Origin of the sequence: Bacteroides sp. AM32-11AC (assembly GCF_003603515.1) — a bacterium.
Classification (GTDB): Bacteria; Bacteroidota; Bacteroidia; order Bacteroidales; family Bacteroidaceae; genus Bacteroides; species Bacteroides uniformis.
On record NZ_QTNH01000002.1, the window covers coordinates 439477 to 465968 of the forward strand.

Sequence of the window (26492 nt, forward strand, 5' to 3'; positions counted from 1 at the left end):
TAATTCAGCAGCATTTTCAAAAATGCTGCGTCTAACTAACAAACGACGCGAAGAGGCGTCCGTAAAACGAGCACTGACATTGGAAAATGAGATAGAACTGATTGAGGGCTGCCGGGCAGGAAAGGATTCCGCCCGAAAGGAATTATACACCCTCTACTCCAAGCAGATGCTGGCGGTATGTTACCGCTATACGGGCGATGTCGATGCGGCCCATGACGTATTGCACGATGGCTTCATCAAAATTTTCACCCATTTCACCTTCCGTGGCGAATGTGCATTGAGTACCTGGGTGACAAGGGTAATGGTGACGCAGGCGATAGACTACCTGCGGAAACAGCAACGTTTCAGCCAACTGGTGGTGAATGAGGAACAATTGCCCGACATTCCGGATGAAGCAGGCATTGCCGAAACCGGAGGCCGTATTTCCGAAGAAATGCTGATGGCGTTCGTGGCGGAACTTCCCGATGGATGCCGTACTGTATTCAACTTATACGTCTTTGAGGAGAAATCGCACAAGGAAATAGCCGAAATCCTCCACATCAAAGAGCATTCGTCTACCTCGCAGTTGCATCGTGCTAAGTGTTTGTTGATAAAAAGAATTAAAGAATATACTGAATATGAGAGAAAATGATGAAATAACCGGTTTGTTCCGCAGTCGTCTTGCCGGCGCAGAGATGACAGTGCGGGAGGACTTCTGGGAAGGGTTGCAACGTGACTTGCCGTCACCGGTTGCCGCAAAAGGCAGGAGGCAGCTTTTTCTTTCTCCGAGGTTTCACCGCGTAGCCGCAGCCGCCTCTGTTGTATTTGTACTGGGAGCTGCTTCTGCCGCTTTCTGGTATTTCTCTCCGAAAGAGGAAATCAAGGAGGCCTTTACACAAGTGGCGGCCATGACGCCGGAAGGTAACTTGAACGGGGATGTGGTGCAGGAAAGTTTTCCCTCTATCCATCAGGCCAACCCCATGGCACAAAAGCCCGGTACACAGCATCCCGCCAACGGCATTCCGGCAGGATTGACGGCGCAGGCCGATGAGGATGAATCCATGTCTGTCCATGTTTCCATCCGGATTACCCAACGGGTGTACGGAAACCAGCAGCAGCCGGGAAACGGTTATTACAGTAACGGAACTCCGGCCGGAAACGGGAACTACCATTCAAATCCTGGCCATAAGGATGCTGATATAGATAGAATGCTGCCATCTTCTGAGGAAGAACCGGCAAAGTCTGTGGCTGTATCGCCATCTAAGCCCCGTAATTGGGCATTGAAAGCAGGCATCGGCACTTCCCTGCCGAAAGGGAATTTCCATATGCCGTTCACGGCCGGGGTAAGCGTGGAACGTTGTTTGAACAAGCATTTCTCCTTGGAAGCCGGTCTTCAGTATAATTGCTTGGATGGTGACCATACGTTGCATACGCTGGGAATTCCGGTAAGGCTGAACATGATGCTGGCCAGTACGCCGAAAGTGGATTTCTATGCTATGGTAGGTGGAGCAGCCGAGAAATGCATTGCAGGTGCTCCGGACAATGGTTTCGGTGCAGAGCCGGTACAGTTGTCGGTTGCTGCCGGAGTAGGGGTACGCTATAAAATGAACAACCGTTTTGCCTTGTTTGCAGAGCCGTCTGTATCCCATCATTTCGATACGGACTCGCAGACAAGAACCTTGCGTACGGAACGGCCCACCAATCTGAATCTGTTGTGCGGCGTGCGCATGACTTATTAATCTTAAATACCATACAAATATGAAGACTCTATACAATAAATTACATATATTCGGGCAGACTATGCTGCTCGTATTCTTTACTCTTTCTGTTCTCTCTTTGGGCTCTTGCAGCAAAGAAACGTTGGACTACAACCATCCGGATGTAGACTTGTTTGTCAAGCAGTTGAAGGCTGGCAAATATTCTACCCAAAGTCCGGATGGATTGAGTAACATGCCCAAGTTCACTTCCGAAGATATAGAGGAATTGCTGAAGTATGCCGAGGACTTGACGGTCATTCCCTCTTTCCCCCTGGCTCCGGTATCCTATTCGGCAGGTGGCAAGCTGCGTTTGGGCGAATGCATCCTGTGGACGGTAGAGACTATCCGCCTCGGGAACAATGCTTCGATGGGATGCAAGATGGTACATACGGATGCGGAGAATTATGAAGGTATCTATTTCCTTTCGGACGAAGAGGTGCTGGATGCCGCTTCGCGCTACCGCCGCTGGTGGGAAACCCGTAAGTATCCACGGACTATGTGGACGATTGATCCCTGCTATGACGAACCGCTTTGTGGCAGCGGATATATGTGGTGGTGAAATGTTTTTAGGGATTAAGTAATCAAAACTGTCAGGTGAAGATATCTATACTTGTTTGGGGGCTGCTCTGTGCAGTAGCCTTCCCTTGCTATGCCCAAAACTGGACCCCTCAGGACTCGTTGAGGCTGAACCGGTTGCTGAAGGGCGAGGGGGAGGTAAAACTGAATCCGGAGGTATTGCAGGAATTGGAAATGAACAATTCTCTGGGTACTCCGAAAGCGGTGATGGACAAGTCGTGGATGGATTTTGATAATTCATTGCCCGTCATGCCGAAAGCGCCCGAGAAAAAAGTGGTGCTTACCTTACGTCCTTATACAGCCAATACCAAATATAATTGGGACCCCATTTATCAGAAAAAAATCAAGGTAGACAAGGATACTTGGCGAGGAGATGAATTCTATGCGCTTAAGATTCTGATGATTCCTACGAACTGGGCTAAACATCCGTTTGATGCCGGTCCGCGTGAGACTGTGGAGCAGATTGAAGCAACCGGTTTGCGTTACCGGGTGACGGAGCGGGCCAATAATATGGCTGTGGGCGGTTGGCAGGGTGCCAGTGGCGGTGGAATTTCCGGTTTAGACCTGATGACACCTTTTACCCGTGAGTTTTGGAATTTCAAAGGCCGCAAGCGCCGTGCCCGTACGCTGGAAGTATTGAAGGCGTATGGAGATTCGATAACTGTTTTGGAACAACAGTAATTTATCACTTTTTGTCAAATTTTGAACTTTCTTTCTCCTCTTCTTGTTTTCATTAGTAAACCTTTAAAAAAAGTAATAATGAACAGAGTGACTTCTCTATTTGGAATAAGATATCCGATAATTCAAGGTGGTATGGTGTGGTGTAGCGGCTGGAGACTTGCTGCTGCTGTAAGCAATGCGGGAGGGCTGGGCTTGCTCGGCGCAGGTTCGATGCATCCCGAAACGTTGCGGGAGCATATCAGGAAATGCCGTGAGGCTACGCATCATGCTTTTGGTGTGAATATTCCCTTGATGTATCCCCAGATAGAAGAGATAATGCAGATTGTGGCCGACGAGGGAGTGAAGATTGTATTTACATCTGCCGGCAGCCCGAAGAAATGGACTGGTTGGTTGCACGAGCGTGGCATCACGGTGGTGCATGTTGTTTCGTCCTCGCGTTTTGCCGTGAAGGCAGAAGAGGCGGGTGTTGATGCAGTAGTTGCCGAAGGCTTCGAAGCCGGTGGGCACAATGGGAGGGAGGAGACTACCACCCTGTGCCTGATACCAGCTGTACGTGCAGTTACTACACTTCCGCTGATTGCCGCCGGTGGCATTGCAACGGGTGAGGCCATGCTGGCTGCCCGGGTGCTGGGTGCGGAAGGTGTGCAGATTGGTACACGCTTTGCCTTGACGGCAGAGAGTTCTGCAAACGAGGTATTTAAGGATTACTGCTTGCATTTGGAAGAAGGGGATACCCGTCTGCTTTTGAAGAAATTGGCTCCGGTGCGTCTGGTGCGCAATAACTTTCGCAGCGCCGTAGAGGCTGCTGAGGCTGTGGGAGCTTCAGAGGAAGAACTTCGTATCCTTTTAGGGCGTGGCCGTGCCAAACGTGGTATTTTTGAAGGTGACTTGGAAGAAGGGGAACTGGAAATAGGGCAGGTATCTGCCTTGCTGCATGGAAAGGGAGTGCAGTCTGTGGCGTCGGTCATGCAAGAGTTGGTGGAGGAGAGCAGAAGGGCGTGGGAGAGAATGCAGGAATTGGATTTCTGAATATTCCCTCTTCTGGTATCATATAACAATAAAAAAGGAATATTCCCGGTGATTTCGGGGATATTCCTTTTTTAGTTTCAACTTATAACCTTTTATCCTTTGGGGATATTGGTTGTGTCTTTTGCCGTATTTCCACTTGTGGCGGAATTACTTGTGCCATTGCTGCTGGCAGTGGCGCTACCGGTAGCCATATTTGTTGCACTTTTACCGGCTGTCTGCACAGCAGGTTGCTCTTCCCAATGGAACGGTTCAAAGCTACTGTTCGGGTCAACCCAGGACGGTTTCTTGGAAGCATAAATAATGAATGGGGCAATGACTACAATCAGCGCACCGATGATGAGCACGGAGAACCATACAGTGTTGCTGCCTGTTGAAATCTGGCTGGGTGGGATAAAGCTCAATACGAATGCCAGCAATGACCCGCAGAAACCAAGACCACCGATGAGCCACATCAATCCGTTGCCATTCTTGCCGATACGGAACGGACGGTTCAGCTTCTTCATCTTATAACGCAGCACGATGGCTCCGGAGAACATCAGCATATACATGATAAGATAGAGGACTACGGTCAACTGTGACAGAATCTGGTAGAAACTCTGTACGGAAGGCATGACTACGAACAGAAGGCTCAGTACGGTTACTGCACCGCCTTGTACATAAAGGATGTTCTTCTGTACACCCAGTTTGTTTGTCTTCTGGAAGAACGGAGGCATGTAGCCTGCTTTTCCTACGGCAAAGATACCTTTGGACGGACCGGCAACCCATGTCAATACACCTGCCAGCACCCCGAATGCCAGAGCAATGGCGATGATGGGTGACAGCCAGGAGGCGCGGATGTAATGGAAATAGTTATCGAAGCCTACAAGCAGACTCTGTGTCAGACTGATGTCTTTGGCCGGGATGATGATGCCCAGTGAGAAAGTACCGAGCACGAAGATGATAACCGTAATGGCCGCACCGATGAACACTGCCTTCGGATAATTCTTGGAGGGATTGTTCACGTCTTTTACGTGGATACCGCCCATTTCCATACCGGCATAGAAGAGGAAGATACTGGCAGCAAGCACCACGTTGTCGAAGTTCGTCAAGTCGGGGAAGAAGCTGCTGTGGAAATCCAGGTTGGAGTGTCCGCCGGTGGCAAGGTAGATAATACCCAGGATAATCAGCAGTGCGGCAGGGATAATAGTCCCGACCAGGCCGCCGACCTTTGCCACTTTACCTACCCAGCTCATGCCCTTCATGGAGATGAACGTAGCCAGCCAGTAGATGATGAGGACAACAACGAGCGAGTAATACTTGTTATTGGCCAGTGACATGTCGTGTACGTCGTTCATGCCGATGAAAGCAATGGATACGGCACCGAATGTCAATACGGTAGGATACCAGATTGTACTTTCAATCCATTGTACCCAGATGGCAAGGAAGCCCAGTTTTTTTCCGTAGGCTTCGCCCACCCAGCGGAACACACCGCCTTGCTTGTCTTGAAACATGGCAGCCAGTTCCGCGGCGACAAGTGACGTCGGAATCAGAAAAACAATGGCTGCAAATAAGTAGTAGAAGGCCGAACTCATTCCGTACACGGCCTCGGCAGGAAGTCCACGTAGGGATACTACTGCCGTCACATTCATGATTGCCAGGGTAAATACACCCAGCTTCACTGTTTGTTTAATATTTGCCATAAGTTAAGGTTTTAGATGAAAAATATATTCAAAATCAGCGTCTATAACAACACTTGGGGAGAGTTGTTCCCAACGGATAAGTGAAAGTTCCGGTTTTAACTATTCAGGAAGCGTCGGCTTTGGGCGCGGGCTTCTGTGCAACTTTCTTGTAGAACTCTTCTTTTTCCTTATTGCGCCGTTCGACCAGGCTCGTTACATACACTGTAAAGATAGGGAACATCATCATGCCCAGCGCAGCCAGCAGTACGGACAGTACCCGTCCGGTGGGAGTGACTGCTATGATATTGGAACCCACCGTCGTCACATCCATAAATGCCCACCATAAGGCGTCTCCATATCCTTTGACTAAAGGATTGGGACCATGCTCCATGACATAAAAGGCCAGACTGGAAAAATAGACAGTGGCCAGCAACATGGTAAGGTAGGAAACGAACAGTCCCGATGCGCGGTTGTACGTCAGCCAACCCACCACGATAGCCATGGCGTAACCACCCCGCACCAATGGGATGAAACGCAGCATATAGGTTATCTCGGGTGAGAAAGTCCATCCCATATAGGCAATGATGTTTTGATAGGGTATAGCTACCAGCAGGAAAATGAAATGCGTGGCCACGTAGTGACCCTTCTTCTCTGCCAGGAACCATTCCAATACAAAATCTGCCAGGAACAGGGCACATATCCACAACTGTACTTTCATGTAGACCGACTGTTCGTAAAAGGGGATCCCCTTGAACGTGTCGACAGAGATGCTGATAACTAAAAATAGCGACAGTATCAATATAATGACATGCAGTATGCCATAGATACCTTTTTCCCGCAATACAAATTCTGATAGAGCCATTTTCATGATGAAGTCCATTATAAAGTCATAAGTTATGAGTTATAAGTCATTTGCTGATTACGGTGCCTACCAACAAATAACTCATAACCTATAACTCATAACTAAAAAGAGAAACTTATTCTGTAATCGTTACGTTATCACCGTTGAACACACCCAGGCCGAGCTTGTTCATGATGAACTTGATTGCCGATTGGGCCTTTACGGAGTTTCCCGCTTCGTCTAGGGGAGGAGCGAAGGCCGATACTCCCATGACACCGGGCAATACGGCCATTACACCACCGCCTACACCGCTTTTGGCCGGTATGCCGGCGGTGTACATCCAGTCGCCGGAATGCTCGTAGAAGCCTACGGTCGAAATCATCGACGTAATTTTCGGTGCCAGGCTGGCTTCGAACACCGTTTGTTTGGTGACGGGGTTCACACCGTTATTGGCGATGGTTCCTGCGGCAATGCCCAGTTGCTGGGCCGTGATGCCGAGAGAACACTGGCGGGTATAGAGGTCGAGTGCCATATCCGGATCATCGTAGATGCGGTTGTAGTTTTTCAGCAGCCAGGCAATGGAGCGGTTGTTGAAGTTGGTAGCCGTTTCCGATTTGTACAGTTCGTCGATGAGTTGTGGGGCAGAGCCGCACAGCTCAGTGACATTCTGTACAATGGCATCCCATTTCTTGTCGGAGTTTCCCACTGGCTGTACCATGGAACAGGCGGAAATGGCACCGGCATTTACCAATGGAGTGGAAGGGTGGTCGTTTTCCAGCAAGATGGCGATGATGGAGTTGAACGGTAGTCCCGTGGCATCGGCACCTATCATGTCCAGCACTTTCTGCGCACCGTATTGGCGCAGGATAAGGATGGCTGTGTGTACCTTCGAGACGGACTCTATACCGAAACGATAGTCTGTGTCACCTATATTGATGGTCTGCCCGTTCATCAGGCAGATGCTGAGTCCGAATAGTTTGGAGTCTATGTTGGCAAGGTAGGGAATATAATCCGCATTCTTGCCTCCTGTGCTGCCCTTCACCTCATTGTAGGCTTCTTGGGCAACCTCCTTTATTTGTGAAATTGATATTTTCTTTTCCATAAACACGTTGTGATGTACGATTAGACGATGTACGATTTACGATTGAAATTACTCCTTTAAACGTAGTCCGTATCAAGAGAAACTCTAATCGTACATCGTAAATCGTTTAATCGTAAATTAATTTATTTTTTATGAGTACGGCATCCGTGGTTGAATATTTTGGTTTCCACCGGCAGGTTCTTTTCCTGTGCCATACGGGTAGGAGTCGGGTAATCCAGTTTCTCCAGCTCCGTGATGGCATTCTTGATGTCACCCAGCAGCATGTCTGCCATGTCGCGGCTGAATCCTTGGCGAACAACGACGCGCATTACGACGTAGTCTTCCAGCTTTGAAGGCAGTGTATAGGCGGGTACCATCCAACCGTGTTGTGACAGCTTGTCCTGCAGGTCATACAGAGTCCATTTGGCAGCTCTTGCATATTCCGGTTTCAAATACCAGATAAACAGCGGGTTCACAACCTCGTCGGAATAGTTTACGAACGGAGCCATCTTGCCGATTTCGTCATGGATATACTTGGCGATGGTCAGAGAGTTGTACTGTACTTCCTTGTAACCCTGGAATCCCAAACGGATGAACTGGTAATATTGACCCAGAATCTGTGCGGCAGGACGGGAGAAGTTCAGGCCTACCTGAGTAATGTTGGCACCGAGGTAGTTTACGCTGAATGACATTTCTTCGGGCAGATATTCCTTGCCTTTCCAGCAAACCCAGCCCAGACCCGGATAAACCAGACCGAATTTGTGTCCGCTGACGCTGATGGAGAGTACCCACTTCAGACGGAAGTCCCATTTCTTTTCGGGATAGAGGAACGGGAGGATGAAACCGCCGCTGGCGGCATCTACGTGGATAGGAATGTCGTAGCCGGTCTTCGTATTGTAGGCATCGAGGGCTTTGTCGAGGGCTTCGACGTCATCGTTCAGTCCTGTCCATGTAACGCCTTGGATAGGCACGATACAGATGGTGTTCTCATCACACATCTTCAAGGCTTCTTCGGGGTCGAGCGTGGTCTTGTCCAGTGTCAAAGGCACTTCACGCATTTCAATCTGCCACAATTGGGCGAATTTTTCCCATACCACCTGGAAACCGGTTGAAATAACGAAGTTGGGTTTGTCGAACGGTTTGCCTTGTGCCTGACGTTTCTTGCGCCAGCGCAACCAGGCTGCCACACCACCCAGCATACATGCCTCCGAGGAACCGATGGCAAGTGCGCCGGTTTTCCAGGTTTCTTTTTCAGGAGAGTTCCAGAGGTTGGCCACGATGTTGATACATTTACCGTTCATTACGGCGATGCGCGGATATTCGGTCTCGTCAATGTAGTTGATGTTGATGGCTTCGTTCATCAGCTTGGTTGCATATTCGTCCATATAGGTAGTGACGAATGTAGCCAGATTCAAGCGAGGCTGCGTTTGGGCGAAGGTCTCGTCTTTCACCATCTGATAGGCGATTTCCGGGGTAGTAGGTCCGTCGGGAATCTTTTCTACGGGTGAGGGTTGTAACATACGGTTTGAACCGAATACTTCAGTTTTTGCATCTCCTTTTCTGAAATTCAAATCTTCCATATTAATAAGTTTTTTAAAGGTTTAGGCGGCGGGGCTTTTCCCCGTCGAATTTCCCACAACAACGGGGTTTGCGGATGAAAGTTCCGGGGTTTTGCATTATTTGGCGTTTATTAAAGGGCAGCGTAGTAAAATCTTAAAAAACGAACATTCTGAAGGTAAGTTTGTTGTTCCCACATTATTCATTTAATTAATATACTACTATATGAAAATCAATACCGGAAGGGGTACAATCCCCCTTATCACGCTTGTCGGCATTTGGTCAGTCTCTGCATTGACTTCCTTGCCGGGATTGGCCGTATCACCTATTTTGGGACAACTTACTACCATTTTTCCACATGCCACAGAACTGGATATACAGATGCTTACCTCCCTGCCTTCGCTGCTGATAATTCCTTTTGTGCTGTTGGCGGGCAAGCTGGCCGAGAAACGTGACTTTGTGCGTCTGCTGAAAGCGGGGCTTTGGATGTTTGCCACCAGTGGGGTACTTTATCTTTTTTCGGATAAAATGTGGCAGTTGATGGTGGTCAGCGCTTTGCTTGGCATCGGTTCGGGGGTGATTATTCCGTTGTCCACCGGTCTGGTTTCACGCTATTTCACGGGGGAATATCGGGTGAAGCAGTTTGGTTACAGTTCTGCCATTACCAATGTGACGCTGGTTGTGGCAACGGCGGTGACTGGGTATCTGGCAGAGGTAAACTGGCACTTGCCTTTCGTGGTATATCTGCTTCCGTTGGTTTCTCTGCTGCTTGTCGGGTATTTGAAGGGAGATACCGGTCAGCCGCAGAAAACAGAAGATACGGCTACCGTTGTTCCGGAGGAATCCAAGCGTGCGATTCCCGGTAAATACGGCATCCATGTCCGCCATCTGCTACAGTTGATGCTGTTTTATGGCGTCACTACGTATGTAGTGCTGGCGGTTACTTTTGACTTGCCTTTTTTGATGGAGGCCCATCACTTCTCCAGCGGAAATTCCGGATTGATGATCTCCTTATTCTTCCTTGCCATTATGGCTCCGGGTTTCTTCCTGGGGCATATCGTGAAGTGGATGGGGAAACACACAAAGTTTTACAGCCTTTTGTCCATTGCAGCGGGTTTGCTTTTGATATGGATTTCGCCTAAAGAATGGCTGATAATACCGGGATGTATGTTGGTTGGTTTGGGATATGGTGTCATTCAACCGCTGATTTATGACGAGACAGTAGATACGGCTATACCGGAAAAAACAACTTTGGCACTGGCCTTTGTAATGGTAATGAATTATCTGGCGATTCTATTGTCCCCGTTCATTACAGACTTCTTTCAGACCTTGTTCCACACTAATTCCAAGGAATTTCCGTTTATTTTCAACCTCTGCATCACACTGCTCGCTATGTGGTGGGAGTATGCGAGGAAGAAGGATTCTTTGTTGGGGGGGAGTTATGAGTGATGAGTGATTTGTTGGTAATTGTGCTGCGCTACCATGCTGAAAGGAAAATACCAACAAATCACTCATCACTTATAACTTATAACTTATAACTTATAACTCAATCGCCTCATATTTCAGCCCGAAGACGTCGGCTACAGCTTTGTATGTTACTTTGCCTTCCACTACGTTCAATCCTTGCGCCAGAGCCGAGTCGTCCTTGCAGGCTTGTCTCCAGCCTTTACATGCCAGGGAAACAGTGTAGGGCAGGGTGGCATTTGTCAGTGCCATGGTGGAGGTGAAGGGTACGGCGCCGGGGATATTGGCAACGGCGTAGTGTACAATTCCGTCCACAATGTAGGTAGGGTCGCTGTGCGTGGTGGGGTGGGAGGTTTCGAAACAACCGCCCTGGTCGATGGCTACGTCTACGAGTACCGTACCGGGTTTCATCATCTTCAGCATTTCGCTGGTGATGAGGTGTGGGGCCTTGTCACCGGGGATGAGGACGGAACCGATTACCAAGTCGATGTTCGGCAATTCCATCTTGATGTTATGGGTGGAAGAATAGAGTGTCTTTACGTTTTTCGGCATCACTTCACTCAGGTAGCGCAGGCGGGGAAGGTTGATGTCGGCAATCAGTACCTCGGCACCCATTCCGGCAGCTATCTGTGCGGCATTGGTGCCCACGATACCACCTCCAAGGATAAGTACGCGTGCGGGACGTACGCCCGTTACTCCGCCCATCAGTTTTCCCTTGCCGCCTTGTGGCTTTTCAAGGAAGCGGGCTCCTACTTGGGTAGCCATACGTCCTGCCACCTCGCTCATGGGGGTAAGCAGCGGAAGTGAACGGTCTTCTTTTTCCACGGTTTCGTAGGCGATGCAGACGGCACCACTTTCAATCATGGCTTCGGTCAGCAATTTATCGGCTGCAAAGTGGAAATAGGTAAATACCACTTGTTCCTTTTTAATCAGTTTGTACTCCGGTGCAATAGGTTCCTTTACCTTGACAATCATGTCGGCTGCGGCATACGTGTCTTCAATGGTCGGTAAAGTCTTTGCACCTACGGCGATGTAGTCATCGTCGGAGAAACCGCTGTTTACGCCTGCTGTGGCCTGCACATACACCGTATGACCTTTTTTCACCAATTCGGCTACTCCGGCAGGGGTCATGCCCACGCGGTTCTCGTTGTTCTTGATTTCTTTAGGTACTCCGATAATCATAACCTTAAAGTTTTAATTGGGGGGTTAAACATGGCGCAATATAGCGATTTCCCGGCTTGGGTGTTATCGGTGCATCTATGTTCTTCAACAGAATTTTTATGCATGTTTTAATCAATGATAATTGTAGCTTTCTGTAGGTAGAGAGAACTATTCTTTTTATATTTGCATGCATTTAAAATAATATTGACTGTACAAAATATGAAATATTCTATATTTTTCTCTCTTTTGTTCTTTATTGGTAGTGTGCAAAGCGGCTATGCCCAAGAAACCGATACAGACAAGCCCTCCTTCATCCCGCCTTTTGATTTTCCCATCATTTTCTCCGGTAACTTTGGCGAGATACGTGCCAACCATTTTCATGGCGGACTGGATTTCAAGACCGGTGGCGCCATAGGCAAACCGGTACGTGCGCTGGCGGACGGATATATTTCGCGTATCCGTGTCACCCACGGCTCGGGCTATGTGCTCGATGTGGTGTATGATAACGGCTATACCGCCATCTACCGTCATCTTAGCGCCTTTGTGGGTGAAGTGGCAAAGCGAGTGAAGGCTCTTCAGTACGAAAAGGAAAGCTGGGAAGTAGAGATAATTCCCGAGCCTGCTCCCGTGTCAGATGAGGGAGACGATAGAGATAGAGGCAGTAATAATCTCGGGGTGCATATCTTGGGCGAATATCCCGTGAAAGCCGGTCAGATAATAGCTTTGAGCGGAAACACCGGATACTCTTTCGGTCCGCACCTGCATCTGGATATGATAGAGACGGCTACGGACGAATATATAGACCCACTGCCTTTCTTCATGGACAAAGTGAAGGACAAGACTGCCCCGCGTGCCGAAGGTATCATGTTGTTTCCTCAGCCGGGCAAAGGAGTGGTGGAAGGTAAGCAGACGCGACGGGCTTTTCCGGCACATCCTACGAAACCCATTACCGCCTGGGGATTGATTGGTGCAGGCATCCGTGCTTATGATTATATGGACGGAGTGCAGAATAAATATGGCGTGAAAACGGTGATTCTCGAAGTGGACGGCGAGGAAGTCTTCCGCAGTACGGTAGACCGCTTTGCGTACGAAGAAAACCGCTATATCAATTCGTGGACACACGGCCAGTATATGAAGTCTTTCATCGAGCCGGGAAACCACTTACGCATGCTGCATGCATCCAACGGTAACCGTGGACTGGTGGACATCAACGAAGAACGCCCTTACCGGTTTGTCTATACGCTGAGCGATGCGCTGGGAAATACCTCCAAGGTCTGCTTCACGGTGCAGGGGCAGAAGACGACAATTGCTCCGGTGGAACATCGTGAGAAATACGCCCTCAAGTGGGACAAGGTGAACTATCTGCAGGAACCGGGGTTAGAATTGGTCATTCCGAAAGGAATGCTCTGCGATAACGTCCTGTTGAACTATTCCGTGCGGGCTGATAGCGGTGATATAGCTTTCACCTATCAGTTGAACGATACCCGCATTCCGATGCACGATGCCTGCGATTTGCGTATCGGCTTGCGCCGGCGTCCGGTAGAGGATATGACCAAATATTATGTGGCGGGCGTAACGGCGCGCGGTGGAAAATACCGCATCGGCGGTAAGTATGAGGATGGTGTCATGAAAGTGCGTATACGGGATTTGGGGACTTATACTGTGGCAGTGGATACGGTTCCGCCGGTGATAACTCCCGTGAACCAAGCTCAGTGGGGACGTACGGGAAAAATCATCTTCAAGGCCAAGGACAAGGAAACCGGCATCAACACCTATCGGGGTACGATTGACGGAAAATATGCCTTGTTTGGAAAGCCCAACTCCATCAGTGGTAACCTGGTGTGCGAGCTCGACCCGAAACATGTGGAGAAAGGCGGCAAGCATGTGGTGGAGATGACGGTGACGGATGGCTGTGGCAACTGTACCACCGAACAGTTTGAATTTGTATGGTAAAGCCTCTCCCCCGACCCCTCCCCCGTAGGGAGGGGAGGTCGGAAGTTACTTTTGCTATATATAGTGTAATAAATAAGTGTAATAAAAATATGTGTAACAAGCTATCATTCTCTTCTCCCCTCTCTTTCGGAGAGGGGATGGGGGTGAGGCCTTAATTTATTAGAAGTATGAAAAGTAAAAGACTGACTCTTTCCGTCTTGTTTGTTGTGGCAGCCGTGGCGAATGCACTGGCTTGCACCAATCTGATTGTAGGCAAGAATGCCTCGGCGGACGGTTCTACCATCGTTTCTTATTCTGCCGATTCCTATGGCTTGTTCGGCGAGCTATATCATTATCCTGCCGGTATGCACAAAAAAGGCACGCTGATTGACATACACGAGTGGGATACCGGCAAATACCTCGGGCAGATAGCGCAGGCCCGTCAGACGTACAACGTCATCGGCAATATGAACGAATTCCAGCTCACTATCGGTGAGACGACATTCGGCGGACGTCCCGAGCTGGTGGATACCACCGGTATCATCGACTACGGTAGCTTGATTTATCTCGGACTGCAACGTTCACGCACTGCCCGCGAGGCTATCAAGGTGATGACGGAACTGGTGCAGGAATATGGCTATTACAGCAGTGGCGAGTCCTTCACCATTGCCGACCCCAACGAGATATGGATCATGGAGATGATTGGCAAGGGACCCGGTGTGCGCAGTGCCGTATGGGTAGCTGTCCGCGTGCCCGATGATTGTATCTCCGCACATGCCAACCAGAGCCGCATTCATCAGTTCAATATGAATGACAAGGAAAACTGCATGTACTCTGCCGACGTCATCTCCTTTGCACGTGAGAAGGGTTACTTTGATGGTGTGAACAAGGATTTCAGTTTTGCCGATGCCTATGCTCCGCTCGATTTTGGTGCCCGTCGCTATTGCGAGGCCCGTGTATGGAGCTATTTCAATATGTTTACCGACCGTGGTAACGAGTTCTTACCTTATATATTAGGTGAGACGAACACTCCGATGCCTCTGTTTGTGAAACCCAACCGCAAGGTTTCCGTGCAGGATGTGAAAAATGCCATGCGCGACCATTATGAAGGTACTCCTCTCGACATCAGCAAAGATTTCGGTGCAGGCCCGTATCATACCCCGTACCGCCTTTCTCCACTCTCTTTCAAAGTGGGCGACCGGGAATATTTCAATGAGCGTCCCATCTCCACCCAGCAGAGTGGTTTCGTATTCGTGGCACAGATGCGTTCCGAGTTGCCCGACCCTATCGGTGGAGTACTGTGGTTTGGCACGGATGATGCCAACATGACGGTATTTACGCCCGTATATTGCTGTACGGACAAGGTTCCCGTATGCTACACCCGTGTGGACGGCGCCGATTACATCACTTTCTCCTGGAACTCCGCTTTCTGGATTTTCAATTGGGTGGCCAATATGGTATATCCCCGCTATGACTTGATGATAGACGACGTGCGTGCCACTCAGACAGAGTTGGAGACAACTTTCAATGAAGCGCAGGAGGGCGTTGAGGCTGCTGCTGCCAAACTTTTGGAAAAAGACCCTGCCAAAGCGAAGGCATTCCTAACCAACTATACGAACATGACCGCCCAAAGCACTTTCGATACCTGGAAACGTCTTGGCGAGTTTCTTGTCGTAAAGTATAATGACGGCGTTGTCAAACGTATGAAAAACGGTCAATTCGAACGTAATTCCATCGGCCAGCCGGCAGGCGTAATCCGCCCGGGATACCCGAAGGAGTTCCTTGAAGAGTACGTTAAGCAGACGGGAGACAGATATAAAATGCCTGAATAAAATTAGGATATTTGAACTTATTCTTCTACATTTGTGTCTTACAAAAAAGTTTATATTAACCCTTAAAACAATAACAGTCTTATGGAAAATCAGGAACTGATTAAGCAGGTGACTGAGAAGGCCGAAAAATGGCTTACCCCGGCATATGATGCCGAAACTCAGGCAGAAGTGAAACGCATGTTGGAAAATCCAGATAAAACCGAATTGATAGACAGTTTTTACAAAGACCTGGAGTTTGGAACGGGTGGTCTGCGTGGCATCATGGGTGCCGGTACAAACCGCATGAACATCTACACCGTAGGTGCCGCAACACAGGGCTTGTCCAACTATCTGAACAAATGTTTTGCCGGAAAAAAGGATATTTCCGTTGTTGTGGGGCACGACTGCCGCAACAATAGCGACAAGTTCGCAAAGATTTCTGCCGACATCTTCTCTGCAAACGGCATCAAGGTATATCTTTTTGATGACCTTCGTCCTACGCCCGAAGTTTCATTCGCCATCCGCCACTTCGGTTGCCAGAGCGGTATCAACATTACCGCCAGCCACAATCCCAGAGAATACAACGGCTACAAGGCTTATTGGGATGACGGTGCGCAGGTGCTTGCTCCGCACGATACTGCCATTATCGAAGAGGTGAACAAGGTGACGGTGGCCGACATCAAGTTCAACGGCAACAAGGACTTGATTCAGATTATCGGCAAGGAAGTGGATAAGGTTTATCTGGACATGGTTCACTCCATCTCTATCGACCCCGAAGTCATCCGTCGCCAGAAAGACCTCAGCATTGTGTATACTCCGCTTCATGGCGCAGGCCGCGTGCTTATTCCGGACTCATTGAAGGAGTGGGGATTTGAGAATATCAACTGCGTGCCCGAACAGATGGTGAAGGACGGCAATTTCCCGACGGTGGTTTCTCCGAATCCCGAAAATGCCGAAGCCCTTTCCATGGCCATTGCGCTGGCCAAGAAGATTGACGCTGACATCGTGATGGCAAGTGACCCGGATGCCGACCGTGTCGGTATGGCCTGCAAGGACGATAAGGGCGAGTGGGTGCTTATTAATGGTAACCAGACTTGTCTCATTTTCTTGTACTACATCATCAAGAACCGTATTGCAATGGGCAAGATGCAGCCGAATGACTTCATCGTGAAGACCATCGTGACCACTGAACTTATCAAGGCTGTGGCAGATAAGAACAAGATTGAAATGCGCGATTGCTATACCGGCTTCAAGTGGATTGCCCGCGAAATCCGTCTGAGCGAAGGCAAGCAGCAGTATATCGGTGGTGGTGAAGAAAGCTATGGCTTCCTGGCCGAAGACTTTGTCCGTGATAAAGATGCGGTTTCTGCCTGCTCCTTGCTGGCCGAAATCTGTGCTTGGGCCAAAGACCAGGGCAAGACACTCTATGACGTATTGATGGAAATCTATGTAGAATACGGATTCTCTAAGGAAACCACCGTGAACGTGGTGAAACCCGGCAAGAGCGGTGCCGAAGAAATCAAGGCGATGATGGATAACTTCCGTGCCAATCCCCCGAAGGAAATCGGCGGTTCGGCTGTCAGCCTGATTAAGGATTATAAGACGCTGGAGGCTACCGATGCTCAGGGCAACGTAAGCAAGCTGGATATGCCGGAGACTTCTAATGTACTCCAGTATTTCACAGTAGACGGTACGAAGATTTCTGTCCGTCCTTCCGGTACGGAACCGAAAATCAAGTTCTATATCGAGGTGAAGGGCGAGATGGGTTGTCCGAAATGCTATGCCAGCGCCGATGCCGAAGCTGAGAAGAAAGTGGAGGCAGTGCGCAAGTCACTCGGCATTTGATAGGAAAGAGGAAAAAATGTGTATATAGTGTTCGGAGAGGCGTAACCCGTGAGGGCTGCGCCTCTTCCTTTTGCTTCTGTGTTGAAAGAAAACTTAAATAAAGACTTAAACCCGATGGTTGATGAACAAAACGTTTGCAGGGAAGTTTAGTATATGCAGATTGCGGTTACACACCGATTGGTTGATGTGAATGAGAGTCGTTTCATTCGTAGTTGTTCGTTTGTGAGTGTGTGTTTTCCGCAATTTGCTTTTTTAAATTTCTTCCCCCCTCTTTTTAATTCTTTAATTTTTAATTGTTCTCCATCCACCAGTCTATCAGCCTTCTTGCGATACTCAGCTTTCGTGGAATTTCGGGCAGGTTGTCTTTGGAATAGAAGGCGGCAGCGGTTAGCTCATCTTCCTGCAGTTTTATCTCCCCGCTTTCGTAGTCGGCAATGAAACCCACCATCAATCCGCTGGGGTAGGGCCAGGGCTGGTTGCTGAAGTAGGTGATGTTCTTTACCTTCAGCCCCGTTTCTTCAAAAACTTCCCGTTCCACACATTCTTCCAGTGTCTCGCCGGCTTCGAGGAAGCCTGCCACCAGTCCGTAGAAGGTTCCTCGGAAGTTCCGGGCATGCACCAGCAGGATTTCGTCTCCTTTGCGTATCAGTACAATGATGGCGGTGGAAACGGGAGGGTACATCTCATTGCCGCAGTTGGGACACTTCTTCATGATGGGGGTCTGGTGCTCCATGGCGGTGCCACACACGGGGCAGAAGCGGCTGTGCTCGTCCCAATAGAGTATCTGGAAGGCCTTTCCTGCAGAACGGTACTCGTCCGGCGAGATGTAGTCGTACGATGCGCGCAGGCCTATCATGACCCATTCATCGGTTTCGGCCACGGGCTGTTCCAAGGCGAATGCACGTACTTGCTTGCCGTTGGGGGGGAACACTTCGTGTATATTACTTCCGGCTTCCGGTGTCAGAGGAGGCTCTATACTGACGGGTACGCTGTATTTTATTTCTCCTTTGTCTGTATATCCTTTTTTCAGCAGCAGTTGGTCTTTGAAGAAGACGAACCACTGCGTGCAGGGTTGGGGTTCTGTTGATTTTTCCATTGTTTGTTGTTTTATTATTTTGGGGGGATGAACACGAAAATACAAAGGCACAGAGATTCTTTTCGAATTAATTTCTATGTCTCTGTGTCTCTGTGCTTGCCCCCCTAAATTTCGTTTGCTGTGTCTTTTTCTTGTCGCACATAGACCGTTGACCTTCCCATTCCGCGGCGGCGCAGGAACCCTTGCCGGATGAAGTTGTTCAGTTCGTCTATGGCGGCATGTCTGGTTAGTCCGCTTAGCTGGATGTATTCGTTCTTGTTGATACATACATTCTGCTTGAGGAACAGTTCCAGTTCGGCTTTTCTTGTTTCTTCGGTGGTCTCTACTACTTTTTTCGATTTCTTGGTAGTGGAGTGTACACGTTCCAACGTCATTTTCTTCTTGATGTTGTTGCGGAACGTGCTGCTGATGCGCAGGTGTACGTTTTGGAATTGGACGGATTCGGAGCGGATTTTCTTTTTCTCGTCGTCGGTCTCGCGCAAACATTTCAGTGAAGTGCTGAAGAATCCGAGTTCTCCCAGCTCCACGATGTTTCCGTTGGCAAGGAGGTCGCACAACTCGTCAATGCAGGCATCCAATGCTGCCCCTATCACATTCTTGGGCAGATGTTGGAAAGTTGCGATATGTTCCACAAACTCCTTTTGGGTATAAGTCCTTTTCGGGCAGATACGTGCATGGAGTGATTTCTTGTCTTCTTTCCCGTCGGGCGAAGGCGTTTCGTAAAGGTCGTAATACGCGCTCATAAGATATTTATTTTTGTTTATAGCGATAAACAGTTCTCGTCGCTTCGGGGAATTATTTTTGTCGCTAAGCGGATTAATTTTCTTCTTCCTAAAAACTAATCGTCCGACAACTGTTGCATTATCGTCCAACAGTTGTTTAATTATCGTCCGACAGCTGTCGGACGAAACAGAAATGGGTATGGGACGATTAATTCTTAGTGAACAAAGGTATAAAATATAGTGATACGAAGAGTAGTGTTTGGGGAAGAAAGTTTTAGTTTTCGGCAAAAGAGGGATATTGGGAATGATAATTAGTTTTTGGAAATAAAAAATCCCCCGTTAAGGACGAGGGAACCTAATGTTTTCACAACGGAATAATCCTTATTGTGACTTGCTTCATTTTAGTATGACAAATGTATAAAATAAATATGGAAATACAATGCTTATATTGAAAAAAAAAATACCTTTGAAGAAAATATTCAAAATATAATACTATGAGAACGATACTTGGATTGGATTTGGGAACCAATAGTATAGGATGGGCTGTAATAAACTCTGTAATTAAAGAACAGACCGAGAGAATTTGGATAGAAATGGCTGGCAGTAGAATAATTCCGATGGATGCTGCTATCTTGGGAGACTTTGACAAAGGGAATTCTGTATCACAGACAGCTGAAAGAACCCGTTTTAGAGGGGTGCGTCGATTGAGAGAGCGACAATTACTACGCCGTGAACGGTTGCATAAAGTTTTGAAGATTCTTGGCTTCCTGCCGGAACACTATTTAAAAGGAATAGATTTTGAAAAGCATACGGGTAAATTCTTGTCAGGCAGCGAACCGAAATTGCCATGGGTAAAGGATAGATGGGGAAAATACTCTTTTTTATTTCAGACAGCGTTTAATGAAATGTTGGCGGATTTTGCAAAACACCAACCTTCATTGGTTTTTGATGGTAAAAAAATCCCTTATGACTGGACAGTTTATTATCTCCGTAAGAAAGCTTTGACAGAAATGATAAGTAAAGAAGAACTGGCATGGATTCTTTTGAACTTTAATCAGAAACGTGGTTATTATCAGCTTAGAGGAGAAGAGGAGGAAGACAATGCAGGAAAATCTGTTGAATTTTATGCATTGAAAGTCTTGTCGGTGGAAGCGACTGATGAAAAGAAAGGCCGGGATATATGGTATAATGTACATCTGGAGAATGGATGGGTATATCGTAGAAGCAGTAATGTCCCATTGGACTGGGAAGGACGGGTAAAAGAGTTTATTGTCACTACTGACTTAAATCCGGACGGTACTCCAAAGCTTGATAAGTATGGTGAGGTGAAGCGTTCTTTCAGAGCGCCTAAAGAGGATGATTGGATGTTAATAAAGAAAAGGACCGAAGCGGACATTACCGGTACTCATAAAACGATTGGGAGTTATATATATGATGCTTTGTTGCAGGAGCCACAACAAAAGATAATAGGAAAATTGGTGAAAACAGTAGAACGAAAGTTTTACAAGGAGGAACTGAACTTTATTTTGCAGAAGCAATGTGCTTTTCATGCAGAATTGCAGGATAGAGATTTATACATGAGGTGTATTGAAGCGTTGTATCCGGGTAATGAAGTGCAACGGAGAAATATAGCTAACCGGGACTTTATCTATTTGTTAATAGATGATGTCTTGTTTTATCAAAGGCCGTTGAAAACCAAAAAGTCATTGATAGCTAATTGCCCTTATGAGGAAAATGAATATGTAAACCGCAAAACAGGTGAAATCAAAACAGCTCCGTTAAAGTGTATAGCCAAGTCACATCCTCTTTTTCAGGAATTCCGTTTATGGTATTTCCTTTCCAATATTCGGGTATATCAAAAGGAAAGGGAAGTAAATGGAACTTTACATTTGGATGTGGATGTGACAACGGAGTTTTTGAAAACAGAAGATGATTATGTGGCTCTATTTGATTGGCTGAACTCTCGAAAGGAAATAGATCAGAAAGCTTTTCTGAGATATCCTGCGTTTGGACTGAAAAAGGAAATAAATAATTATCGTTGGAATTATGTCGAGGATAAGTTCTACCCATGTAATGAGACGAGACATGCGATTCTTTCCCGTTTGGAAAAGGCCGGTATTGGTATTGACTTTTTATCTGATGAAAAAGAAACAGCCTTGTGGCATATCTTATATTCTGTAAGTGACAAGCAGGAAATAGAGAAAGCATTGGCGACTTTTGCGGTTAAGAACGGATTGAATGAATCCTTTGTGGAAGTGTTCAAGAAGTTTCCTCCTTTCAAGTCTGAATATGGCGCTTATTCTGCCAAGGCGATAAAGAAGTTGTTGCCTTTGATGAGGTGCGGAAAGTATTGGGATATGTCGTTGATTGATGGTACAACCAAGGAAAGAATAGAAAGGATAATAGCAGGTGAGTGTGATGAGAGTATAGGTGCCAAGGTTAGAGAAAAGGCGATGAACTTGTCGGATATATCTTGTTTTAAGAGGCTTCCGTTGTGGTTGGCTTGTTATGTAGTGTATAATCGTCATTCCGAAGATAAAGAAATAACCAAATGGGAAAGCCCTGCTGATATTGATGCTTATCTGGCTGCTTTTAAGCAACATTCACTACGAAATCCTATCGTAGAACAAGTGATAACCGAGACATTGAGAGTTGTCAGGGATATTTGGAAACAGGTTGGGAAAATTGATGAAATCCATATTGAGTTAGGGCGCGAGATGAAAAATCCTGCGGACAAGCGAAAAAGAATGACTACTCAGATTCTGGAGAATGAAAATGCCAATTTACGTATAAAGGCATTGCTTGCTGAATTTGTGAATCCGGAATATGGGGTAGAGAATGTCCGTCCCTATTCACCAAGTCAACAAGAAATATTGCGGATTTATGAGGATGCAGTTTTAAAGGGGGAAGAACAGATTCCGGAAGATATAGATGTGATATTGAAAAAATTCAATACCAGTAAATTACCGACGAAATCAGAATTCTTGCGTTATAAATTATGGCTGGAACAGAAATATCGTTCACCTTATACCGGTGAGCTGATACCTTTGGCTAAATTATTTACTGCTGCGTATGAGATAGAACATGTTATACCTCAATCCCGCTATTTTGATGATTCATTCTCTAACAAAGTGATATGTGAATCTGCTGTGAACAAGTTGAAAGATAATCAACTGGGATATGAGTTTATCAAGAATCATCATGGACAGAAAGTGGAAGTGGGTTTTGGAAAGACAGTAGAAATCTTTTCTGTGGATAGTTACGAACGTTTTGTAAAAGAACAATATGCAAAATCGGGCATAAAAATGAAGAAATTGTTGATGGATGATATTCCCGAGCAATTTATTGAACGCCAATTAAACGATAGCCGGTATATCAGTAAGGTTGTCAAAGGACTTTTGTCGAATATCGTTCGTGAAAAGAATGATAGCGGTGAATATGAACCGGAGGCTGTTTCAAAAAACATATTAGTTTGTACAGGAAGCGTGACGGACAGGCTGAAAAAGGATTGGGGCATGAATGACGTCTGGAATAGTATTGTAAGTCCTCGTTTTGAACGTTTAAATGCTTTGACCGAAACCCAGTGTTTTGGACATTGGGAGAATAAAGACGGAAAAAAAGTTTTTCAAACAGCAGTGCCCCTTGAATATCAGAAAGGATTCAGTAAGAAGCGTATAGACCATCGGCATCATGCTATGGATGCAATAGTAATAGCTTGTGCTACACGGAATCATGTAAACTATCTGAATAATGAGTCTGCAAGCCGGAATGCGAAAATTTCCCGTTATGATTTGCAGAGACTGTTGTGTGATAAGAGTAGGGGGGATGGTAATGGTAATTATAGATGGATTATAAAGAAACCATGGACTACTTTTACGCAAGATGCAAGGGAAGCGTTGAGTGGGATAATAGTTAGCTTGAAACAGAATTTGCGTATAATAAATAAAACAACCAATATCTATCAACATTTTGATGCAAATGGGACTCGTGTTTATGAGAAACAGAAAATCGGTGATAGTTGGGCTATCCGTAAACCGATGCACAAAGATACGGTTTTTGGAGCGGTAAATTTAAGAAAGGTAAAGGTGGTACGCCTATCTGTCGCTTTGGATACTCCTTCTATGATTGTTGACAAAAGAGTAAAAAATAAGGTTCTTGAATTGTTATCATATAAGTATGATAAGAAGAAAATTGAAAAATATTTCAAAGAGAATGCTTTCTTGTGGAAAGAGCTGGATATAGCCAAAGTCGCTGTTTATTATTTTACGGAAAATACTACTGAACCTTTAGTTGCAGTACGTAAATCATTGGACTCAACTTTCAATGAGAAGAAGATAGCATCGGTGACGGATACTGGCATACAGAAAATACTCCTGAATCATCTGAAATCAAAAGAAGGAAAGGCGGAGTTGGCTTTTTCTGCAGAAGGTATAGAAGAAATGAACCGTAATCTTTTACAACTGAATGATGGTAAAGGACATCAGCCTATATATAAGGTGAGGGTGTATGAACCGCGTGGAAATAAATTTAAAGTCGGTGTACTTGGCAATAAAGGTGCCAAATGGGTGGAAGCTGCTAAAGGTACTAACTTGTTCTTTGCTATTTACATAACAGAAGATGGAAACAGAACGTATGAGACTATTCCTTTAAATTGGGTTATAGAGCGTGAGAAGCAAGGGCTTGTTCCTGTACCGGACAGAAATGAAAAGGGAGATAAATTATTGTTTTGGCTGTCTCCTAATGATTTGGTATATCTGCCAACCGAAGAAGAGCGGGATTTTGGTAGGATAAATGAACCGATAGATAGGGGGAGGATTTATAAGATGGTTTCATCTTCTGGTAATCAATGCTTTTTTATACCTCAAAGTATATCAAATGCTATTATTTCCACTAAAGAATTAGGTTCTAATAATAAAGCAGAAAAATCATGGGATGGTGAAATGATAAAGAATATTTGTATTCCAGTAAAAGTTGATAGGTTAGGCCGTATTATAGAAGTTAAGTATAGAGTAAATGAATAATATAAAGTTGTTTCAAGAGAAAAAGATCCGTTCCGTATGGAACGAGGAAGAACAGCAATGGTATTTCTCTGTTGTAGATGTAGTTGGTGTATTGACTGATAGTGTGAATCCTACGGATTATCTGAAGAAGATGCGAAAACGGGATGAAGAACTGGCTACTTACCTGGGGACAACTTGTCCCCAGGTAGAAATGGTGACAGATACAGGAAAAAAACGAAAAACGTTGGCGGCAAATGTGCAGGCTTTATTCCGTATCATTCAATCTATTCCTTCTCCTAAAGCTGAACCTTTCAAGCTTTGGTTAGCACAAGTAGGTTATGAGCGTGTACAGGAAATAGAAAATCCGGAATTGGCTCAAGAGCGCATGAAAGAACTATATGAGCAAAAAGGTTATCCAAAAGATTGGATTGACAAACGTTTGAGAGGAATCGCCATTCGTCAGAATTTGACGGATGAATGGAAAGAAAGGGGAATCACGGAAAAAAGTGGTTATGCCATTCTTACGGCAGAAATATCTAGAGCAACGTTTGGATTGACTCCTTCGGATTATAAAATATATAAGGGGCTGACGAAGAAAAATCAGAATCTTCGTGACCACATGTCTGATTTGGAGTTGATATTTACAATGCTTGGAGAACGTGTCACAACGGAAATTTCTCAGAAAGAAAAACCAGATACATTTACTAAAAGTAAGCAAGTAGCACAACGTGGAGGAAATGTAGCCGGAGTAGCACGTGAACAAGCTGAAAAAGAGTTGGGTAGAAGTGTTGTTTCTCCTGAAAATTTTCTGTTGGATTCTGATAAACAGAATGATACTTTAGAGCTTCCTTTTCTTGAAAATGATGAATGAATAACTTGTAAAGTCTATATGCTATGATTAAGAAAACACTTTATTTTGGGAATCCGGTCTATTTGTCTTTAAAAAATGCCCAGTTGGTGATTAAATTGCCGGAGGTGGTGAAGAACAGTGCTTTACCCGAAGGGTTCAAACGAATGTCCGAAGTGACTAAGCCAATAGAAGATATTGGAGTAGTGGTGTTGGACAATAAGCAGATAACCATTACTTCGGGAGTATTGGAAGCTTTGCTTGAGAATAATTGTGCAGTCATAACCTGCGATTCTAAAAGTATGCCGGTTGGTTTAATGCTTCCTTTGTATGGGAATACTACACAAAATGAAAGGTTTCGTCATCAACTTGGTGCGTCTCTACCATTGATGAAACAACTTTGGCAGCAAACAATAAAAGCCAAAATAGAGAATCAGACGGTAGTATTGCATGAATGTGCTGGAGAAGAAATAAAGTGTATGAAGGTGTGGGCTGCAGATGTAAAGAGTGGAGATTCTGATAATTTGGAGGCTCGTGCAGCTGCTTATTATTGGAAGAATTTGTTTAAAATAGAAGGCTTTACAAGGGATAGAGAAGGTATTCCTCCTAATAATTTGTTAAATTATGGGTATGCTATTTTGAGGGCAGTTGTTGCTCGTGCTTTGGTGACAAGTGGGCTTCTACCTACTTTGGGAATACATCATCATAATCGTTATAATGCTTATTGTCTGGCAGATGATATAATGGAACCTTATCGCCCTTATGTGGATAGGTTGGTATATGATATATTCAAGGAAGCAGAACCGAATTGTGTTGAATTGACGAGAGAATTGAAAGCGAGGTTACTGACAATTCCTACATTAGAGACTGTTATTTCGGGAAAACGTAGTCCGTTGATGGTAGCTGTTGGGCAGACTACGGCTTCTCTGTATAAATGTTTCAGTGGTGAGTTGCGTAAAATATCCTATCCAGAGATGTGATGGACCGGTTTAGTGAATATCGCATTATGTGGGTATTAGTGTTGTTTGATTTGCCTACCGAAACCAAGAAGGATAAAAAGGCGTATGCGGAATTTAGAAAAAATCTGCAAAAGGATGGATTTACGATGTTCCAGTTCTCTATATATGTTCGTCATTGTGCGAGTTGTGAGAATGCGGAGGTACATATAAAAAGAGTTAAATCTTTCTTACCGGACTATGGAAGTGTCGGAATTATGTGCATTACGGACAAGCAATTTGGAAATATAGCACTTTTTTATGGGAAAAAGACTGTGGATGTGAATACGCCTGGACAACAATTAGAATTATTCTAAAAAAATCCCGCGCAATGGCGGGATTTTTTTAGAAGCAGCATTCTTTTTTTATATTCTAACACTATGTGTAATCGTTTGAATATTAGATTGTTACTTGTAATCAGCTGTTTCCAATGGTTCAAAGATACTAAAATGAAAGCAAA

At 46.0% G+C, this 26492-nt stretch carries 20 protein-coding genes; 13 read left to right on the forward strand and 7 right to left on the reverse strand.

Annotation, left to right across the window (positions count from 1 at the left end; translation table 11 throughout):
* The first annotated feature begins 22 nt into the window (after positions 1–22).
* The 5 genes from DW800_RS03880 (at position 23) to DW800_RS03900 (ending at position 4022) form a co-directional block, all read left to right on the forward strand.
* Positions 23–631, forward strand: a complete 609-nt coding sequence (locus DW800_RS03880) for an RNA polymerase sigma factor (RefSeq protein ID WP_005831214.1) — start codon at positions 23–25, stop codon at positions 629–631.
* A complete protein-coding gene (locus tag DW800_RS03885; protein WP_055288597.1) occupies positions 618–1718 on the forward strand; it encodes an outer membrane beta-barrel protein in 1101 nt (366 codons plus the stop codon). Before DW800_RS03880 ends, DW800_RS03885 begins: the two co-directional genes overlap by 14 nt.
* A gap of 19 nt (positions 1719–1737) precedes the next feature.
* A complete protein-coding gene (locus tag DW800_RS03890) occupies positions 1738–2295 on the forward strand; it encodes a DUF4943 family protein (RefSeq protein ID WP_009038260.1) in 558 nt (185 codons plus the stop codon).
* A gap of 35 nt (positions 2296–2330) precedes the next feature.
* Positions 2331–2993: a DUF4858 domain-containing protein gene (locus tag DW800_RS03895; protein WP_016274375.1), complete on the forward strand. Its 663-nt coding sequence runs from the start codon at positions 2331–2333 to the stop codon at positions 2991–2993.
* A gap of 78 nt (positions 2994–3071) precedes the next feature.
* Positions 3072–4022 (forward strand): NAD(P)H-dependent flavin oxidoreductase, encoded by a 951-nt coding sequence (locus DW800_RS03900; protein WP_044468020.1) that lies wholly within the window; start codon positions 3072–3074, stop codon positions 4020–4022.
* Between the two features lie 92 nt (positions 4023–4114).
* Here DW800_RS03900 and gadC read toward each other — a convergent pair whose 3' ends face one another.
* The 4 genes from gadC to DW800_RS03920 form a co-directional block, all read right to left on the reverse strand.
* The gene (gene gadC, locus DW800_RS03905; protein WP_005832260.1) at positions 4115–5701 is read right to left on the reverse strand and encodes a putative glutamine/gamma-aminobutyrate antiporter GadC; all 1587 of its coding nucleotides are present in this window, start codon (positions 5699–5701) and stop codon (positions 4115–4117) included.
* A 103-nt stretch (positions 5702–5804) separates the two neighbouring features.
* Positions 5805–6548 (reverse strand): potassium channel family protein, encoded by a 744-nt coding sequence (locus tag DW800_RS03910; protein ID WP_005832258.1) that lies wholly within the window; start codon positions 6546–6548, stop codon positions 5805–5807.
* Between the two features lie 109 nt (positions 6549–6657).
* Entirely contained in the window at positions 6658–7623 is a 966-nt protein-coding gene (gene glsA / locus DW800_RS03915) for a glutaminase A (RefSeq protein ID WP_005831199.1), read from the reverse strand.
* A gap of 122 nt (positions 7624–7745) precedes the next feature.
* Positions 7746–9182 (reverse strand): glutamate decarboxylase, encoded by a 1437-nt coding sequence (locus DW800_RS03920; protein ID WP_117703155.1) that lies wholly within the window; start codon positions 9180–9182, stop codon positions 7746–7748.
* A gap of 202 nt (positions 9183–9384) precedes the next feature.
* On the opposite strand from DW800_RS03920, the gene DW800_RS03925 reads away from it, so the two are divergent.
* Positions 9385–10608, forward strand: coding sequence for an MFS transporter (locus DW800_RS03925; protein ID WP_117703154.1), 1224 nt, complete (start codon positions 9385–9387; stop codon positions 10606–10608).
* A gap of 90 nt (positions 10609–10698) precedes the next feature.
* Here the strand turns inward: DW800_RS03925 and ald are convergent, their stop codons facing one another.
* Positions 10699–11805, reverse strand: coding sequence for an alanine dehydrogenase (ald, locus tag DW800_RS03930; RefSeq protein ID WP_005832248.1), 1107 nt, complete (start codon positions 11803–11805; stop codon positions 10699–10701).
* A gap of 198 nt (positions 11806–12003) precedes the next feature.
* On the opposite strand from ald, the gene DW800_RS03935 reads away from it, so the two are divergent.
* The 3 genes from DW800_RS03935 (at position 12004) to DW800_RS03945 (ending at position 17372) form a co-directional block, all read left to right on the forward strand.
* The gene (locus tag DW800_RS03935) at positions 12004–13737 is read left to right on the forward strand and encodes a M23 family metallopeptidase (RefSeq protein WP_227224337.1); all 1734 of its coding nucleotides are present in this window, start codon (positions 12004–12006) and stop codon (positions 13735–13737) included.
* 167 nt (positions 13738–13904) lie between these two features.
* Positions 13905–15548 carry a C69 family dipeptidase gene (locus DW800_RS03940; RefSeq protein WP_119957828.1) on the forward strand — a complete coding sequence of 548 codons (1644 nt, stop codon included), beginning with the start codon at positions 13905–13907 and terminating at the stop codon, positions 15546–15548.
* An 81-nt stretch (positions 15549–15629) separates the two neighbouring features.
* Positions 15630–17372 carry a phospho-sugar mutase gene (locus tag DW800_RS03945; protein WP_117703152.1) on the forward strand — a complete coding sequence of 581 codons (1743 nt, stop codon included), beginning with the start codon at positions 15630–15632 and terminating at the stop codon, positions 17370–17372.
* Positions 17373–17661: 289 nt separating this feature from the next.
* On the opposite strand, the gene nudC is transcribed toward DW800_RS03945, so the two are convergent.
* The gene (gene nudC / locus DW800_RS03950) at positions 17662–18468 is read right to left on the reverse strand and encodes an NAD(+) diphosphatase (protein ID WP_057282090.1); all 807 of its coding nucleotides are present in this window, start codon (positions 18466–18468) and stop codon (positions 17662–17664) included.
* 104 nt (positions 18469–18572) lie between these two features.
* Entirely contained in the window at positions 18573–19211 is a 639-nt protein-coding gene (locus tag DW800_RS03955) for an HU family DNA-binding protein (RefSeq protein WP_005832241.1), read from the reverse strand.
* A gap of 473 nt (positions 19212–19684) precedes the next feature.
* Here DW800_RS03955 and cas9 point away from each other — a divergent pair, with 473 nt between their 5' ends.
* The 4 genes from cas9 to cas2 are packed head-to-tail and all read left to right on the forward strand — an operon-like array spanning position 19685 to position 26349.
* Positions 19685–24211, forward strand: a complete 4527-nt coding sequence (gene cas9, locus DW800_RS03960) for a type II CRISPR RNA-guided endonuclease Cas9 (RefSeq protein WP_117703151.1) — start codon at positions 19685–19687, stop codon at positions 24209–24211.
* A complete protein-coding gene (locus DW800_RS03965; protein WP_117703150.1) occupies positions 24204–25061 on the forward strand; it encodes a BRO family protein in 858 nt (285 codons plus the stop codon). Before cas9 ends, DW800_RS03965 begins: the two co-directional genes overlap by 8 nt.
* 23 nt (positions 25062–25084) lie before the next feature.
* Positions 25085–26017, forward strand: coding sequence for a type II CRISPR-associated endonuclease Cas1 (gene cas1 / locus DW800_RS03970; RefSeq protein ID WP_005832238.1), 933 nt, complete (start codon positions 25085–25087; stop codon positions 26015–26017).
* Entirely contained in the window at positions 26017–26349 is a 333-nt protein-coding gene (cas2, locus tag DW800_RS03975; RefSeq protein ID WP_005832235.1) for a CRISPR-associated endonuclease Cas2, read from the forward strand. Before cas1 ends, cas2 begins: the two co-directional genes overlap by 1 nt.
* The last annotated feature ends 143 nt before the right edge of the window (positions 26350–26492 follow it).